Below are 17,048 nucleotides of genomic sequence, written 5' to 3' on the forward strand. Positions count from 1 at the left end.
GAAGGGGGCGGGCAGAGCGGCCTCAGCCCATGCCGACCAGGGCTCGATAGAGCGGCTCGTAGAGTTCACGGACGAGCGACTTGTCGATCGGGGTGGGTTCCGGCGGGGCCTCGGCGCCGTGAACCACGACGTCGGACTCGTCGAAGTAGGGGGCCAGTACGGCGCGCATGCTCGCCAACAGACTGGTGTCCGGTGTGTCGACGGCCTCGAATCCTGCCTCGCGGGGTGAGAAGGCAGCGTCCACGAAGGCCACCCTGGCGGGTACTCCACCGCGTACGAGACGGCCGATCACCTGCCACATCACGACCAGCTGGTCCCATGTGAAGGCGACCTTTTCCTCGTCCCGAAGGCTGGACCAGGCCAGTCGGCGGGTCAGGTACCGGTTCCACTGGCGACGGGCGCGACTGCGGAAGCCGATGGCGGCCTGGTGCGGTGTCGCCGCCGCGAGCGTCGCCTGCGTGAAGACCCGCCCGGTGTCGCGGAGCTGGCGTACCGCCCAGTCGTTGATCGACTGGATGGCGAGGGCGATGTCGTCGGGCCGGGGGTGCGGGCGGGCCAGGAAGTAGACGCTGCCGATGGCCGCCTTGCCCGTGCTCAGCACGATGTTGTGTCCTCGTTCGACCGCGAGCAGAGGCGCCACCAGGAGCTCACCGCCCACCTTCGCGAAGGAACGCACATCACCTCGGGTCAGGGTGCGCACAGCGGGATCCTCCGGCAGCCGGGCCCAAGCGGTATCGACGTCCGCGTCGTCCGAGACCAGCTGCACGACCCGGCCGTTCCACTCGGGCACGCCGTTGAGGTACTCGGCCGCGCGCCGCGCTTCGTCGTAGCTGCCGACGAGCAGCAGGATGCGCCGTCGGTCCTGGTCGGGGATCTCGTCCAGCTCGGTGTCGAGCATGCTCGACGCGCCGGGCAGGCTGCGGTCCGGGACCGCGAGCTGCCGGAGCATCTCGACGAGCGCCTGGGGCCGCTCCTGCGGACGACAGCCCGACAGCCTCAAGGGCCGCGGCCCTTCGCTCCCCGGCCAGTGGAGGAATTCCTTGCGGAACTCGGTGCCGAGGACGGCCTCGACTTCCTCGTCGCGCGGTCGGAGCACGGCCCCCACCTCGGCGTGCAGGTGGTACCGGCTGGAGGTGCCGGCCCAGCTGGTCGCGGACATGAGCAGCACGTGGGGGGCGGGTCGGCCGTCCACCCTGCACAGGTCGCCCATCCGCATGAGGAGTTCGCGGCCCACCCCGTTGCAGTGGAAGAAGCGCAGCTCACCGCTGCGGTCGCCGTCACGCTCCGGGTCCGTGAGACGGAACTGGAAGCCGAGGACGTTGCCCATCGGCGATTCGGGGATGACCGCCTCGTAGTCCTTGGGAGGCCTGCGGGAGAGGACGTTCGAGGCGTTCTCCAGGTGGAGTGCGGCCTCGACCCGCGGCCAAAGGATGGTCATGAAGTCGAGTCGGCTGTGGAGCGCGGCGAGGAGCAAGGTGAACTCGAAGCGCCGGGCCTGTACGTCGATCCGGTCGAGGACTCCGGAGTCGTGACCCACCACGGAGGTGAGGGCGGATCGGAGCCGTTCGCGGGTGCGGGCCCCCTGGGGGGCGTGGAGCAGTTCGAGGGTCAGGTGGACGAAGGTGTTGACCAGAGGGGTCACCTGGTCGTCGTCGCCGGTGATCTCGTGTTCGTGCAGGGGGTCGTCCCGGAAACGGAGCAACGCCTCGTCCAGCAGCCGTGCTGCGGGCGGCGGCTGATCTCCCGCGTTCCGGCCCGGGAACCAGCTGTCGATCAGCAGGTTGTGCAGGGTGAACGCGCTGAAGTAGTCCACGCTGATCCATTGCCGTAGCTCTCCGTCCTTGACCAGGAGGGAGTAGAGCCGGTCGGTTGCGGCGCTCACGGTGTTTACGGCGTTCGTCCAGTCGTCGACGTCGCGCTCGGACAGCTGGAGGCGGCCGTCTCGGGCCATCTGCTGGAACTTGTGCACGGCGACCTCGTCGAACCAGGAGTTCGGATAGGTGCCGACGAGGGTGCTTGCCGGGGCGAACACCGTGTCGAGCTGCATCTGCACGCGGTCCGCTTCGTCGACGATGATGAGGTCGCTGAGTCGGCAGGCGAGTTCCAAGTAGCGGATCTGCTCATCGTGCTGGTGCTGGGGAACAGCACTGTGGACCAGCCCGGCGGGGGTCGCGACCCATACGCGGGCGTCGACGAGGTCCCGGGCGCCACGGTGTCTCGGGCAGCGGTTCCACAACGGGCACAGTCGCCTCTGGGGATTGGTGCGCGGCCTCCGGACTGCCGGACTCTCCGCTTCCAACAACGGATCATCAGGGGTCTCTTCCTGGTCCACGGCCGGGTACAGCCCGAGGCACGGGGCTTCCCTGATGCCGAGGGGCCTGCGTGCCTCCATGCCCCGCAGCACGTCCACGGGGCAGGCGCTGCTCAGGTACGCGAAGCCGGAGTGGTCGTGCCCCAACATGGTGTCGGCGCCCGCCACCGCGGCACGGCGGTGCAGCCGTCCGATGTTCCGTTCTCGCGTGGAGTGGCCGAGGACGGGTGCGGCCGGTACCCCCAGCCGGTTGAACAGCTCCACGACGGCCAGGGCTTCGGCCACGTCGCCGACCACCAGCGTGACGCGGCGCGACGTGTGGGTGACCAGGTGGAAGGTGAGGATGTCGCGAAGTGTCGATTTGCCCGCACCGACCATGCCGACCATGTGGAGCAGCTGGTCGATCCTCAAGCGTTCGCCCCGGGCGAAGCGGCCGAGGGCCTCGTCCCGAACGAGAAGCCGGACACGGCTCAGTCGATCGCACCATCCGTTTCGGGAACCGTCGGCGGCCTCCTCGGCCCCGTCCATGGCTTCGGCGGCCGTCTCGAGTTCCCTCCAGGTGACGTCGATGGGTTCCCCGAGCCCGGCGGGCAGCGCGTCCAGGGCGTGCGACCTGGGCAGGGCACCGGGCAGCAGGTCGTCGGTGATCTGGACCGAGTGGATCCGGTCCTGGGCCCGGAAGGTGTGCTCGCCCGCCTCGGCGAGCGGGAGACGGCGGGTCGCGAACTCGGGCCCGGAGGTGAGCAGTTCCTCGAACACCTCGAAGCGGCGCGTCGCCCGGGCCGGTACGCGTCGGTGCGGCACCGCATCGACGCCCGCCAGGTCGTATCCGCGCAGCTGCTGCGGCACGCGCAGGTACGCCTCCAGCGCCTCTGCCCAGGCGTGTCCGCGTCTGAGGACCCACAGGTGGTGGCGTGCGCGCAGAATGCGCAGCCGCTGTTCGTCGGAGCGCACGTCCCCGAACGCCTCGCTGTAGGGGTATCCCCCGAGCAGTGGCCACACGTCGATCGCGGCGCGCGTGGGCGCCACGCTCTGCAGCAGGTACAGACCCAGCTCAACGTCGAGGAGATCGGCGGCCCGGAACGAACCGAGACCGTCCGGCCATACGTCGGTGAGTTGGCGGGGCGAGCAACGACGGTGCCAGCCGCTGCGATCACGCATGGCGGTCTCCTTCGGAGCGGGGGAACGCGATTTCCGTCCGGCCGGCGACCCGCCCGGTGATCTGCTCGGCCACGAGACGCAGGAAGGTCCGGTCGTCGAGCAGGGTGATGCACCCCATGAGCCCCTCCGGGAGGTTCCGGCGGAACTGTCGTCCGTACGCCTCGTTCTCGCGGAACCGATAGCGGGGCACGACCACGAAGGCACGGTCGAAGGGCGGTTCGGTCCGGAACGGGGTGAGCGTGCGAGCGAGCAGGACGGGGTTGACCCGGTCCTTGACGTCCACGGCCCAGTACCGGCCACCGGGCAACGGGACGCGCAGGTCGTACGCGTCGAACTGGGGCCACATCTCGGAGTCGATTCCGAAGCGTCTTTTGAGGGCCACCCCGATGTCGTTCTCGGCCAGGCCCGGGCTGGTGACGAACATCCGCAGCGGGCGACTGAGCTGGTACAGCCCGCTGCGGTCGGAGCGTACGGGGACCGCGGTGGCGGCCGTGGCGTCACGGCGGCAGCGGTCCAGCTCACAGCGGTGACCGCCACCGGGCAGCGGCACCATCAGGCAGCGGCAGCGGCCGCACTGCCGGTAGCCGCCGCCGTCGCTCCGATACGTGACGGGAACGGGTTCGTAGCACTGCCTGATGACGTGGTGGAGCAGAAGTCCGCACTCCGGGTCCCCACCGAGCAGCGCGAGCTCCGCTCCGGTGAGCACGGGCCGAGAGATCAGCAGGGACCGGAAGGCGGTATATGCCTCAGGCGCGCCTGCGGCCCGGCACACGGTGAGGGCCTCCAGCATGCGCTGGTTCTCGAAGATCTCGGCGGCGGGGTCCGCCGCGTCGACCTGCCATTCGAGGCAGAGTTGGTGCGGCAGCCTCGTCTGGGGATCCACGAGCGTACCGGCAGCCCCACGCGCTTCGGGAGGCAGCTTCAGCGGCCATTGCCTCAACGGTCGTTCGCACGCCCAGCGCACCATCCCGGGGACGCTGCCGGGCGGTTCGACTTCGCTCCGCAGGCAGTGCAGGACCAGACGGTTGTACGCGTTCTGAACCTTGGCCGGATAGACGGGGTGGGACACGCCGCGCTGCCGGGAGAGACGGACCAAGGCACTGGCGACCTCCCGGAGCAGGGATTCGTCCGATCCCACGACGGGTCGGGGCGATGGGGCGGATCGGATGACCTCGGCACTCCGTGTGGTCTGTGTGCTCATGCCGCTTCCGCCGTGTCGGCCGGGGTCTGAGCGCTCGGGCACCATCGCGATACCGGACATTGGCGACAGTGCCCGCCGGGCTTCGCCTCCCACGCGCGGTCCGAGCGCCAGGGGCCGGCGTACCGACGGAGGACGGCTTCCGCCTTGGCCAGGCGCTCCGCGTCCATCAGGTCGATCACGTGGGGATCGGATCCGTCGGGACGCAGGACTTCCAACTCCACCCTCGATCCGGAGGGGTCGCCGCCCAGTTCCGCCCGGGCGAGCAGGACAACGGCGAGAGCGAGCTGCGGATACACGTCAAGGAGGTCCTTGCCGATGCGGTGCGGGGTGCGGGTCGTCTTCAGTTCGCGCCAGATCCAGGAACCGTCCTCCTGGTAGAGCAGGTCGGGCTTGACCACTACCAGGGCCTGGGCCGCCGTGTCGTGGAACACCCGGGTCGGTTCGCACTCGACCCGCTCGATGGCCTCCGGAACCTGGAAGGGGCACGAGTCCACGTGCTGCAGGAGCATGCCGCGCCCCGTCTCCGCCTCCTCGTCCGGCACCCTCCACCGGCCGGTGGTCCAGTTCTCCCCGTACGGGGGCATGTCGTCGCGCGTACAGGGGACCGGGCCCGTGCGGCGGTGCAGCGCCTCGATCCAGCCGTGCACGGCCTGACCGAGCTTGGCCGCGTCACCGTACTCGTCGGCCTTCGGCAGGTGCAGGGAGCGCAGCAGTGATTGCGCCGGGCACGCGGCGTGGTACCTGAGGTCGCTGATGGACACCTTGCGAAGCGGCAACCTACTTGAGGGCAGGGCCAATACCCCCGGGGAGCGGGGCACGGCGCCGCACCCGGTGAACTGCTTGCAATCGAAGCAGGCGGACCCGGGGCGCTCTGGGCCGCCCCTGACCACGCTCCTCACGTGGGCGTCACCGTGGGCCTCGTAGTACGCCCTGGCCTCCTTCGCCGTTCCGTCGAACTGAACGGTCCGTGATCCGTCACCCAGGCCGACCTCAATGATCCTGATTCTCGCGACGCGCCCTGGAGGTCCCTGAATCGCGAACTCCTCGTTCCAGCGACGCGGCCACGCCGCATCGGCCCCGAACGCCGCGGTGTACGCGGCGACCGCGATCTCGCCCCGGCTCGACGTGCGTGCGTCCCCGTGTCTGAGCCTCCGGTACTCGCGCACGGTGCCGTCGGCCGACTGGTAACGGCGCCACCATGCGTAGAGCTCCCAGCGCCGACCGTTGTCCTTGTGCACCGCCCAGTACGGCCGGACGGGCACGAAGGGGTCCGGACCCCGGCTCGTGTACTGCCGCACCGCGTGCTCCACGTAGATCCGGTGCCCCTCGTGCAGGGCGGGCTGGTGGCCGCACAGCGCGTCGAGCGCCTCCTCCACCGTGGAGCCGCTGAACTCGATCCGGTCCAGCACCGCACACACAGGACCCAGCGTGAAGGTCTCGTGCTCCTCCCGCGGAAGCTGCGACGGCACCCTTGCCCGAAGGCCCGGCCGGGCCTTCGCCGCGTCGCGGGACGGGCAGCCGTGCGCCTCGTCCGTTCCCCCTCCGGTGCCCGGCCCGATCCTGACCGGCCCCTCGTTCCCCGTCATCCATTGCGGCGCACGCCACGGCGCGTCGTCGGTCACGGCTTTCCCCTCCCGGTCGAAGCACGGAGATCCACCGGCCGTCGCTAACCCCGAGGCCGTGTCGCCGAGCGTAGCGCACAACTTTGGAACTCCTTGGAGGAGTTTGGAAATGAAAGGAATCGGCGGTAGAGTGCGCCCATGACGGCATCGCTGGAGGATCTCGAGGAACGCCTGTCGCGCCTTCGCGCCCTCCTGCGAGAGGCCAGACGGGCCCGCGACAACGTGGCCACCGCCCGCATCCGCACCGAGCTCCGCGAGGCGGAAGTCGCGTGGGAGCAGGCCTTGGACGCCGAGGAGGGGGAGGTGGCAGCTCCACCTGTCTCTTCACCCTCGCCACCACTCAGTGGAACCCCGGCACCCACCCCCACCGCTGGGACCGCATCCCGGTTCCGGCCCCAGACCCACGGAAGGCAGCCCACCCACGGCGCCGTCCCGGTCCGCGAGCAGGTACACCAAGCGCTCACCCTGCTCGGTGCTCCCGCGCCGCCGAAGCTGATCTCGTCCGTGTACGAGGCGTTCTTCACCGAACCGCTGATCGCGACGAAACTCGCTTCGCTCCGCCGCGACGAGGAGAGGTCCTTCAGCGCACAGGGCTACGCGCGCCCCTACTACATCTGCGCCGCCCTCGCCCACGACCGGCTCACCCCCGCCCGCGGTCTCCTCGCCGTGTCCGTCTGGCCCCTGGAACGGCGCATAGTCGGTCCGCTGAGTCCGCGCACCGACTTCCTGGTCCACGCCATCGGCACTGCCGAGCAGGTCCTGCGACTCGACGCCGCCGGCTATCCCGCCTCCGATGCTGCCCGCCAACTGCTGCGCCGTTTCGCGCTCAACATCCCCGGCGCGTACGACGACGAAGAGATCGACCCCGAGCGCGTGATCTCCGCGGCGCACACGGAGGCCTCGGTTCACCAGGAGGCGGACGATTCACTGCGCCGCGCGGCCGCCGACCGCGCGCGTGGCCAACTCGGCGACCTGCAGCAGCTCTTCGGGGCCCCGCCCATGCACGATGCCCTGCGCGGCTCGGCCGGCTTCACCACCTGACCGACTGCCGGATTCCTCCGGTACCGCCACAGAATTCCGCGTAAGAAGAGAAGATGCCTCCGCAGCACCCCTCTGCCCCCTCCCCGGGAAGGCTCGCCGTCCTCCGTGGACCGCGTCCCCCACAGGAGTACACGGCACGCAAGATCACTGCCCTCACGGCCAACCCGGCGTGCGCCCGCCGCGCCGTACTCGACGCAGCGGGCGTGGACAAGGCCCTTCTTGCCCAACGCCTGGGTCATGAGCCGCGTTTCGGCCGGTCCCCCTTCGCGATTCGGCGCGAGCAGAGCTTTGAGGCCCTGGTGAAGTGGGGCGGATATGCAGAGCTCATCCGTCTGCTCCGGGAGCAGCTCGACGCCCCCGTCGAGGAAGCCGCGGTGGCGGACCTGTCCGAGGTGGGCGGCCAGACTTCGCTCGCCGTGCGAGCGGGCGAGACCCGGCGGTTCCTGACCCGACTGGCCTCCGGAGTCGACGAGCGGCTGATCCTGGACCGACCCGTGCTGACCTTGGAAGTCGCCGGCCAGACCGCCCACGTCATACCGCAGGCCCTAAGCCACCGTACGGGCGGACAGTTCTACGTAGTGGAGATCCGCTCCTTCGCTGCCATCGACGGCCAGGCGAACCCGTCGGCGGTCGCCCAGACCACGAAACAGGCCGCGGTTTCCGTGCTCGCCCTGCGGCAGACCTTGACCGAACTCGGCCTCGATCCCTCGGTCATCGCCCACGAGTTCCTTCTCATCTGCCCGAAGGACTTCTCCAACCGTCCCTACGGAAAGCTGATCGACCTCCGCCAGGAACTCGATGCCCTACGGTTCCAGCTGTCCCGTCTGCGCAGGGCCGACGATCTGGCGCACACCCTCTCGCTTTCCGCGACCCTCGACACCGAACGGCCGGAGGCCGAGATCGACGCCACGCTGCGCGAGTTGGAGGCCAGTTTCACCCCCGACTGCCTCTCGTTCTGCGAGATGTCCCGGTACTGCCGGGACGAGGCCACGGTCTGCGCCTCCCCCGCGCGGCTTGGCACAATGGTGCGCAGCAGCCTGCCCGGCATCGACTCCACCCGGACCGCCCTCCGCTGCCTCGACGGCACCAGCGCCCCCGGACCCGCCGAGGAAGCGGTCATCAACAGGCTGCGGGCCGCCGAACAGCTCCGCCGGCTGCGCGGGGGTGCGACCGCATGAACGCCATCGCCACGGTGGCTGCCCTCCGGGCCTCCGAGTCCGGAGACGCCGAGCGGCTGACGACCGTGCGACACGTCCACCTGGACGACGTCCCCTTCGTTCTCGTCCCGCTCACCCTCGCTGGCGAGGCCTGCGCCCCGCTGGCCGCACTCGCCGGCACGGATCCCGAACACCCGGCGCTCCTGACGGTCCGCCACCCCCATGACCAAACTGACCGATTCGACTTCGTCGAGAGCCTCGGGGACCTCCTCCTGCCCTACATAGAGGAGTGCCGCGCGGCGCCGAAGGAGCCGTACACGGTCGGGCGCGGCAAGGACAAGGAGGAGCGGGAGCGGCCCTTGCGCGCACCCCAGTTACTCGTCCCGAACGCCGGGGGGATCTCGTACATCCGACTGCTCGGCCGCCTGACCCGACTGCGCGCGACGGACGGTCCACATGCGGTCTCCCCGTCCGTACCCCTGCTCGGCAAGTGGCTGACCTGGTTCGCCGACCGGGCCGAGTTCCCGGACTCAGGCCTGCTCCAGGCCATGACACGGTCGCTCTCCGCCCACTGGGCCACCGGGCAGAGCCCCGCTCAGGACGCGCACCTGGCTTCCCTGCTCGGCTGGATCGATCCGCCCGTCGGACGCACCGGCGCCGAGACCGCCCGGGAGCGCGAGGATCCCGCGACGTGGCCGCCCGCGGGCCCGGCAACCGACCCGGTCTTCGATCGCACGCTCGACGAGCTGATCGCGAAGTACGACAGCGCGTCAGGGCAGCGGGGGCAGGACGCCGCCGCCCGCACCATCGACCGTGAACTCCGGGCCCAGATGCTGCCGACGTGGCAGCTGATGTGGCAGGGAATCAGTCGGCTGAGAGAGCTCCCGGCGGGGGAGCACGTCGCCCGCCGACGGGCGTTCGACCGACAACTGTTCGGTGAGTACGCCGCCTATTTGGACGACGACGGCCGACCCCAGGCCCGCCGCGACCACGCGGTGGGAGCGGCCCGTCGCCTCGCCCGTATGGAGGAGGCCCAGGCACGGTACGACGCCGAGCGCGCGTACGACGATCCGTTGGTGATGGCGGAGTACGAGCTGACGGGAGATGCGTTCACGGGCCTCGTCACCGCTCGGGACGAGGGGCGCACCGTCCCGGGGAAGCGGCCCGGATCTCCGCTGTGGCGCCCGACCGTCACCGTGCACTGTGAGCTCCCGGTGTCCATGGCGGCCGGAACCTCGGTCAAGTGCCCGGCCAGGCCCGGACAGAAGGCCGAGATCCTTGAGGTGATGACCCACGGAGCCGGAGCCACTGTCCTGATCCAGTTGAACGGCGGCTTCGACAACAAGCGCAAGCCCCCAGCGCCTGAAGGGACCTTGGCCGACCTGGGAGAGACGGTCACTTTCACCTCTATCGACCCGAGGACCATGCCGTCTTCGCTCCCGGCCGAAGAGGACACTCCCTGGACCCACGGCGGCCCACCGCAGCCGTACGAACCCACCGACGAGGACGCGGAAGAGGTTTGGGAATGACTGCCACACCGGAGGACGGCCACGACGTGTCGCCCGCCGCGCTCGCCGACCGTGCGGTCGCCGAAGTGCTGTCCGGCCTTGATTCCGGCGCCGGGCGGGGGATCGTGGTGGACTCCCCGCCCGGCGCCGGAAAGTCCACGCTGGTGAAGCGGGCCACTGGCCACCTGACATCGGCCGGCCATCAGGTCATGATCGTCGCGCAGACCAACGAGCAAGTTGACGACCTGGTCGACAACATCGCCCGGGAGCATCCCGATCTCCCCATCGGTCGCCTGCACGCGAGCGGGTTCGCCCTGCCCGAACGCGTGCGCCGGCACGGCAGCGTGCGCGGCAGCAACGATGCAGGCGACCTGCGCGACCTACCGGTCGTGGTCTCGACCGCCAAGAAGTGGTCGTACGTGACCCCGGAGAAGTGTCCTCCGTGGCGCTGGGCCATCGTCGACGAGGCGTACCAAATGCGATCGGACGCACTGCTCGCGACGGCGCCCTTGTTCAGCGGCGAAGGATCGCGCGCCCTGTTCGTCGGCGACCCCGGCCAGCTGGACCCCTTCGCCACCGTCGACACCGACCGCTGGCACGGCCTGACCTGGGACCCGCTCCGCAACGCCGTCGACGTCACCCTGGCACACAACCCAGACCTGTTGCGGCTCAAACTCCCCGTCTCCTGGCGGCTGCCGGAAATGGCGGCTCCCCTGGTGGAGAAGGCGTTCTACCCGTTCTACCCGTTCGTCTCCGGGAGTCGGGCAGGAGACCGCGTGCTCACCTACAGCACCGCTCCTCACGGGGTGACTCCACCAGATGCTGTACTGGCACGTGCGGCCGAGTCCGGATGGGGCCTGCTGGAACTCCCCGCCCAGCACACCCTCGATGACGACCCAGAGGTCGCCGACGCCCTCGCGGACACAGCGGCCCGACTGCTGGCACGCGGGGCTCTCGTGAACGGCGAAACGCTCACTGAGTCTCGCATCGCCATCGGTGCGGCCCGCACCGTCCAGGCTGACTCGGTTCGCACGCGGCTGCACGCGCGGGGCCTTACGGGCATCACGGTGGACACCGCCAACCGCCTCCAGGGGCGCGAGTTCGACGTCACCTTGGTCTGGCATCCGCTCTCCGGCCGCCAGGACGCCTCCGCCTTCCACCTCGAGACCGGCCGCCTATGCGTCCTCCTCTCCCGCCACCGCTTCGCCTGCATCGTGGTGGCGCGGGCCGGCATCACGGATCTCCTGGACCGTCATCCCCGCAGCAGCCCCGTCTACCTCGACGTTCCGCCGAAGTTCCCGGACGGCTGGCGGGCACACCAGGTGGTCATGGAGTACTTGGAGAGCGAAGCCCTGCCACGCCCGTGAAGCATAGGAGCCCTTGGCCGAGTGTTTGTGAACCTGGAGCCATAGGCTGTAAGCGAGTGGCTGACGAATGAGGCCGGCGCCCGGCCGGGAACCTTCCAGCCCCGGCACACAGGCAGGATCCCGACTCAGACAGACGCCAGGTCACCCAGAGCTCTGTGAAGGGCAACACCCGTGGATGGCGTCGCCGCAGCCAGCTTTCGCACGTCTTCGTCGGTCAAGTACCTGTAGCTCTGCGGTGGATGGAACGAGCCGGAGGCTCGAAGGGAAGCCAGCGGGACGGGCACCTCGAAGCTGACCGGTTCCTCCAGAGAGAGACCGCTGGCCCGTGTCGCTCCGCTCATGTAGTCGTCGTACTCTCGACGGCTGATGCCAGCACTCGTACCACTGGCGGTCCAGACTTCACGAGGGGTGGCCACCTGTACCGACGCGATCCGCGCAACGGGCCGCCGCCGCGAAACGGGCGCTCGCGGGGGCGCTCGCCTGGGTTGCCCCGGGATCGCAGGGGATGACTCGATTGGCTCGAATTGCTCGGTCGGGCGGCGGGGAGGTGGGTCCGCCGTGGCCTGGTGGCCCTCAGCAGTTCGGCACCCAGGCGTGCGAGCGCGGCGGGGTCGTGCTGCTCACGTTGGCTCTCGTGCGCACCTTCACGCAGCCCAGCGGCTCCTGTTGGGCCGGCTGGCCGTAGTAGACGACGTCGACCTTGGTCGCGCCCTCCGTGAGGTCGAACCCGTTGTTGAAGACCGAGCGGGGTGCGCTGCGGGCCGTCCAGGGACAGGGGGCCGGGCCGTCGATCCAGTCGGCGCTGCCGTCGACCCAGGAGCACATCTCGCCCCGACCGTCCTCCTCCGAGAAGAAGCAGACCGCCCCGCGCCAGCACCGGTCGTACCCCAACACCCCGGCGGAGTCGCCGAGGTGGAAGAGCCCGGAGCCCCAGACGGCGCCCAGGCCGGCGGCGAGCACCGCCGCGCCGACCGCGATCAGCGCGCGGCGCCGCCGACGCGGTACCGGAAGGGGCGGGGCCGGCGGGGCGGGCGGGGCGGCGACCGCCGCCGCCACCCGGCCCAGTAGCGACGCGGCGGTGTGCGGGGCCCGGTCCTCGTGCCTTCGGGCCAGGCAGTCGTGGACGATGTCCCGCCAGTGCTCCGGGAGTTCCGGCGACAGTCGCAGCTCCTCCTCGCCCCTTGCGTAGCGCAGTGCGGAGTCCCGGCGGGCGGCGGGGGTGCCGCCGGGCAGCGGTAGGGCGCCGGTCAGGACGACGTGGGCCAGTACGCCGAAGGCCCAGATGTCGGCCGTCGGGCGGATCTTCGTACCGCGTTCGCCGACCTCCGACCAGAGCAGGTCAGGTGGGGTGTAGTCGGGCGTCGCGAAGGCCGGTGAGTAGGCGTGGGTGCCCTCCAGCTCCGCGGCCATGTTGAAGTCGCCCAGCCGTGCCGTGCCGTCGGCCATCAGCAGGACGTTGCCCGGCTTGAGGTCGCCGTGCACCCAGCCCGCCCGGTGCAGTTGGTCGAGTCCTTCGCAGACCTGGGCGAGCAGGGCGGGCCCGGACCGTGGAACTCCGTCGACCAGCAGAGTGTCCAGGGAGCCCTGTGCCTGCTCCAGGACGAGGACGGTGGCGCCGTCGAGTTCGGGCCGGCCGGGGTCGTCGACCGTGAGCACCTCGTACAGCCGGATCAGCCGGGGCGTGCGCACCCGGCGCAGTACCTCGGTCTCGCGCTCGGCGAGCTCGACCAGGTGCCGGAGCTGGCGCGGGGTGCGGGTTCCGGTCGCCAGGACCTTGAGCGCGGCCCGGCCGGGCAGGCCGGGCTCGGGTACGGCGCGCAGGGCCGCGTAGACGCTGCCGAAGGCACCGGCTCCCAGCAGTTGCCCGACGACCCAGGGGCCGATGCGGTAGCCGGCCGGGACCCGGAGGGCGCCGAGGGGCCCGGCCCTCCCGGTCAGCGGGCGGTACCGGTCGGGGCGGCCGGCAGGGCCGCCAGGTCGCTCTCGCGGACGAGGTCGAAGCGCAGGGCCAGCGAGACCAGGGTCTCCTTCTTGCCGACCAGTCGCGGCCCGGGATCCACCGTCTCGGGGCCGGGCTTGAGGCGCAGTTTGACCGCGAGGTAGTCGATGTTCCACTGCACGGCGGCGCGGTTGGCCGCGGGCCAGGACGGTTTCAGCCGGTCGACCACCTGCTCGACGGTGGGCAGGGGCGCGTGCGGTGCGCCGCGCAGCCTCGGCTCGCAGAGCGCGGTGAGGACCAGGAAGTACCGGCTGGAGCGGTCGAGCGGGAAGGGGAGTGCGGTCGGCTCCCCTTCGGGCTCCCCGTCGGCCCCGCCGGGGTCGTCGCGGTCGGCGTAGTCGTGGCGCGGTGCCCAGACGTCCAGGGTGAGCAGTTGGGAGCCGGCGGGCAGGACGAGCCGGGCGAATTCGAACGGGACCGGTGCGTCGAGGCGGCCGGGGGCGATCTTGATGTGTTCGCCGGCGCCCTCGGGGTTCTCGACCACGTACGTCGCGGAGCGGGAGAAGTTGCTGAGCGACCAGTACGTGGCCGTGGCGGTGATCTCCCCCGCCGAACGGGAGACGCCGGCGTGCGGGACGTACAGGGCGTGCGGTCCGAAGCTGCTGCCGCCGATTCCGGTGCCGGTGCCAATGCCGATTCCGGTGCGGGTGCCGGTGCCGGTGCGGCGAAGGGGTTCACGGCCGAACCGGAGGGTCTGCCCCGGTGCCAGGCGGATCTGTGCGGCCGGGGACATGGTGGGCCCCGGAACGACGATGATGCTGTTCACGCTGGATCCTTCCCCGAAGGTGCAGGGGAAGGTTAGCCAGCGGAATCAATCGTTCCTACAACGATGGCTCGTCTTCGGCCCTTCAGCACTCTCCTCGCCACTGGAAGCGCTCGATGGTCCGGCCCCCGGCGGGGAGGTTTCCGCGCCCCTCGTCCCAGCCGCGGTGCAGACAGGCGCTGCCTCCCTCCCGGAAGTACACCTGCACGTGGTCGTAACCCGGCTGCGGCGTGCCGTTGTTGAAGAAGGACCTGCGCATCCCGCACGTGCTCCGGGGCTCGTCGACGGCGGAGCGGCAGACGGTGCCCGTGCCCTCCACCCCCGAGTAGAAGCAGACGTAGCCGAGCGGGCAGTCCTGCCAGGCGGGGGGCGGCGTGCCGGCGCAGTTGCGGCTGGTGACGGTGGGCCATTCCTTCGCGTCGCCCGTGTACTCGACCCCGTCGAAGTGGACCGGGACGCGGTGGCTCTCGTCGGTGAAGTCGCCCGAAGCCAGGTAGCGCTGCTCGTAGTGCAGGTGGGACCAGGTGGAGGCGCCCGAGGTACCGATCCGGCCGATCCGGGTGGACGGCTGGACGGCGTCGCCCTTCTTGACGTAGGTCGCCGGGTCGTCCTTGAGGTGGTAGTACGCCGTGAACCAGCCGTTGCCGTGGTTGATCTGGATGGTGTTGCCCGAACCGTTGGTCCAGTACGTGGCGGCCACCGTGCCGGCAGCGGACGGCAGGACGGGCAGCCCGTCGGAGCCGGTGTTGCCCTCCACCACGATGTCCAGCGCCGGGTTGTGACCCCAGGTGTTCAGCCCGCACGGGAAGGGCAGCTGGAACAGCGGCTTCCCCGCAGCAGCGGCAGGGGCAGGGGAAGGGACACGGGCGGGGGCGGGGGCAATGGACGCGGAGGCGGGCGCGGGCGCACCCGCCAGCACCAGCCCCGCCAGGCACATCAACACCGCCGCTCGCAGCCTGCTCATATGGCGCAGCACGTCTTCCCCTCCCGGCCCCCGTGGACGGCGCCCGGACGGGCGGTCTCCCGCGCCATGCTGGGGGACGGTGCCCGGACGGCACCACCTCGTAGCTACGAGGGTGGGGGGCGGGCGACCTTCCCTACGGCTCGATGAGCCCGACCCGGATCGCGTACCGGGTCAGCTCCAGCCGGTCGCGCATCCCCAGCTTCTGCAGCAGGTTGGCCCGGTGGCGCTCCACGGTCTTGGCGCTGATGACGAGAAGGTCGCCGATCTCCTTCGAGGAGTGGCCTTCCGCGACGAGCTTGAGGATCTCCTCCTCGCGCTCGGTGATCGCCCGGGCGGGCAGCGGATCGCCCTGGCGGGCCCGGTCCAGGTAGTTGCGGATGAGGGTGGTCTCGGCCCCGGGATAGATGAAGGGCTCGTCCCGGATCGCCGCCCGGCAGGCCTCGACCAGATCGCGGTCGGCGACCGACTTGGGGACGTATCCGGCCGCCCCGGCCTTGAGCGCCTCGAAGAAGTACTGCTCGTTGTCGTACATGGTCAGGATGAGGATGCGCAGCTCCGGCCGCAGCCGGGAGAGTTCCCGTGCGGCCTGCAGTCCGGTCATCCGGGGCATGGCCACGTCGAGGACGGCGAGGTCCACCTCCCCGGTACGGGCCAGGGCGACGGCCTCCGCGCCGTCCCCGGCCTCGGCGACCACCGTCAGATCCGGCTCGGCGTCGAGGATGAGCCGGACCCCGCGCCGTACGAGGGCGTGGTCGTCGGCAAGCAGGACGCGGGTCGGCGTACGTTCCGGGGTGGTCAAGGGTTTCCCTCCGTGGTCGCGGCGGCGGCGGTGGTGACGGCGGGTACGTCCAGCCGTACGTCGGTGCCGCCCTGCGGGCCGCTCCCGATGGCGAGGTCCGCACCGATCAGCAGGGCCCGTTCCCGCATGCCCTGGATCCCCGCGCCCTCACCGGCGGGGCCGATGCCCCGGCCGTCGTCCCGCACCAGCAGGCGGACCGCTCCGCCGGGCCGGGCCGACAGGTGCACCTCGACCTCCCTCGCGCCCGCGTGCCGGGCGGCGTTGGTCAGGGCCTCCTGGGCTACCCGGTAGACGACGAGTTCGGCCGCTTCGTCCAGCGGGGGCACCCGGGGGCCGATGACGTGCCGCACGGTCAGCGACCCGCTGGTGAACTCGGCCGTCAGCGCGCGCACGGCACTGTGCAGCCCGAGTTCCTCCAGGACCCCCGGCCGCAGCCTGCGGGCGATGCGGCGGATCTCGTCCAGGCTGGTGCGGGTCGTCTCCTGCACCTGGCGCAGCTCCTCCCGCAAGGGGGCCGGGGCGCGGTCGGCAGCGTGCTTGAGCTGGAGCAGGACCGCGGTGAGGGTCTGGCCGACCTCGTCGTGGAGTTCCTGGGCGATGCGCCGCCGTTCGGCTTCCTGCGCGGAGAGGGCGCGGGCGCTGCTGCCGGCCCGTTCGGCCTCCAGCCGGCCCAGCATGGCGTTGAAGGAGGTGGTCAGCTCGGCCACTTCGGCAGGGCCCTCCACCCGGACCCGGCCGCCTGGGCGCAGCAGGTCGACCGCGCTCATGGCGCGGGTCAGCCTGCCGAGCGGTGCCAGACCGATCCGGAGCAGGGCGGCGTTGGCGATCAGCATGGCGGCCAGGCCGGCGAGCAGCACCACGGCCTCGCCGAAGAGGACCGGGGTGGAGACGGTGACCGGGCCGAACAGCAGCAGGACGGCGGTGACGAGGACGGCCGCGTTGAGCAGGAAGATCCGCCAGTACAGCGACACGGGCGTCCCTCGCTCGTTCCGGGATCCGCCGCTCCGGCGGATCGTTTGCTTCCACTATCCCCGCCGATACGCTCCCGCACCTGCGGTGACCTGCGGTGGGACCGGTGTCCCCGCTTCACCCTGTCGTCCGCCGGGGCTCTTGTCCATCCGTGCTGACACCCATATGCCGCCCCCTGTGCGAGGT

Annotated in this window: 12 protein-coding genes; 4 read left to right on the forward strand and 8 right to left on the reverse strand. The window is 70.8% G+C overall.

The genetic code is table 11. From position 1 onward, the window contains the following. Nucleotides 1-22 precede the first annotated feature (22 nt). The 3 genes from OG207_RS10180 to OG207_RS10190 are packed head-to-tail and all read right to left on the reverse strand — an operon-like array spanning nucleotide 23 to nucleotide 6,295. Nucleotides 23-3,472, reverse strand: coding sequence for a signal recognition particle (locus tag OG207_RS10180; RefSeq protein WP_329097855.1), 3,450 nt, complete (start codon nucleotides 3,470-3,472; stop codon nucleotides 23-25). Continuing rightward, on the reverse strand, nucleotides 3,465-4,673 hold the full coding sequence (locus OG207_RS10185) for a restriction endonuclease-related protein (RefSeq protein WP_329097857.1): 1,209 nt from the start codon (nucleotides 4,671-4,673) through the stop codon (nucleotides 3,465-3,467). Before OG207_RS10185 ends, OG207_RS10180 begins: the two co-directional genes overlap by 8 nt. Continuing rightward, a complete protein-coding gene (locus OG207_RS10190; protein ID WP_329097859.1) occupies nucleotides 4,670-6,295 on the reverse strand; it encodes a PD-(D/E)XK nuclease family protein in 1,626 nt (541 codons plus the stop codon). The genes OG207_RS10185 and OG207_RS10190 overlap by 4 nt, the downstream gene beginning before the upstream one ends. A gap of 138 nt (nucleotides 6,296-6,433) precedes the next feature. Between OG207_RS10190 and OG207_RS10195 the strand changes: the two genes are divergently transcribed. The 4 genes from OG207_RS10195 to OG207_RS10210 are packed head-to-tail and all read left to right on the forward strand — an operon-like array spanning nucleotide 6,434 to nucleotide 11,368. Beyond that, nucleotides 6,434-7,336: a hypothetical protein gene (locus OG207_RS10195; protein WP_329097861.1), complete on the forward strand. Its 903-nt coding sequence runs from the start codon at nucleotides 6,434-6,436 to the stop codon at nucleotides 7,334-7,336. A gap of 53 nt (nucleotides 7,337-7,389) precedes the next feature. Next, nucleotides 7,390-8,514 (forward strand): hypothetical protein, encoded by a 1,125-nt coding sequence (locus OG207_RS10200; protein WP_329097862.1) that lies wholly within the window; start codon nucleotides 7,390-7,392, stop codon nucleotides 8,512-8,514. Continuing rightward, nucleotides 8,511-10,022, forward strand: a complete 1,512-nt coding sequence (locus tag OG207_RS10205; protein ID WP_329097864.1) for a hypothetical protein — start codon at nucleotides 8,511-8,513, stop codon at nucleotides 10,020-10,022. The genes OG207_RS10200 and OG207_RS10205 overlap by 4 nt, the downstream gene beginning before the upstream one ends. Beyond that, nucleotides 10,019-11,368, forward strand: a complete 1,350-nt coding sequence (locus tag OG207_RS10210; RefSeq protein WP_329097866.1) for an AAA family ATPase — start codon at nucleotides 10,019-10,021, stop codon at nucleotides 11,366-11,368. The genes OG207_RS10205 and OG207_RS10210 overlap by 4 nt, the downstream gene beginning before the upstream one ends. Nucleotides 11,369-11,941: 573 nt before the next feature. Here OG207_RS10210 and OG207_RS10215 read toward each other — a convergent pair. The 5 genes from OG207_RS10215 to OG207_RS10235 form a co-directional block, all read right to left on the reverse strand. After that, nucleotides 11,942-13,306 carry a serine/threonine-protein kinase gene (locus OG207_RS10215; RefSeq protein ID WP_329107528.1) on the reverse strand — a complete coding sequence of 455 codons (1,365 nt, stop codon included), beginning with the start codon at nucleotides 13,304-13,306 and terminating at the stop codon, nucleotides 11,942-11,944. Continuing rightward, nucleotides 13,303-14,133, reverse strand: coding sequence for an FHA domain-containing protein (locus OG207_RS10220; RefSeq protein ID WP_329097868.1), 831 nt, complete (start codon nucleotides 14,131-14,133; stop codon nucleotides 13,303-13,305). Before OG207_RS10220 ends, OG207_RS10215 begins: the two co-directional genes overlap by 4 nt. 82 nt (nucleotides 14,134-14,215) lie before the next feature. Further along, nucleotides 14,216-15,094, reverse strand: coding sequence for a peptidoglycan DD-metalloendopeptidase family protein (locus OG207_RS10225; RefSeq protein ID WP_329097870.1), 879 nt, complete (start codon nucleotides 15,092-15,094; stop codon nucleotides 14,216-14,218). 133 nt (nucleotides 15,095-15,227) lie between these two features. Further along, a complete protein-coding gene (locus OG207_RS10230; protein WP_329097871.1) occupies nucleotides 15,228-15,893 on the reverse strand; it encodes a response regulator transcription factor in 666 nt (221 codons plus the stop codon). Then, nucleotides 15,890-16,864, reverse strand: a complete 975-nt coding sequence (locus OG207_RS10235) for a sensor histidine kinase (RefSeq protein WP_329097873.1) — start codon at nucleotides 16,862-16,864, stop codon at nucleotides 15,890-15,892. Before OG207_RS10235 ends, OG207_RS10230 begins: the two co-directional genes overlap by 4 nt. Nucleotides 16,865-17,048 lie beyond the last annotated feature (184 nt).

The organism is Streptomyces sp. NBC_01439 (assembly GCF_036227605.1).
GTDB lineage: Bacteria > Actinomycetota > Actinomycetes > Streptomycetales > Streptomycetaceae > Streptomyces.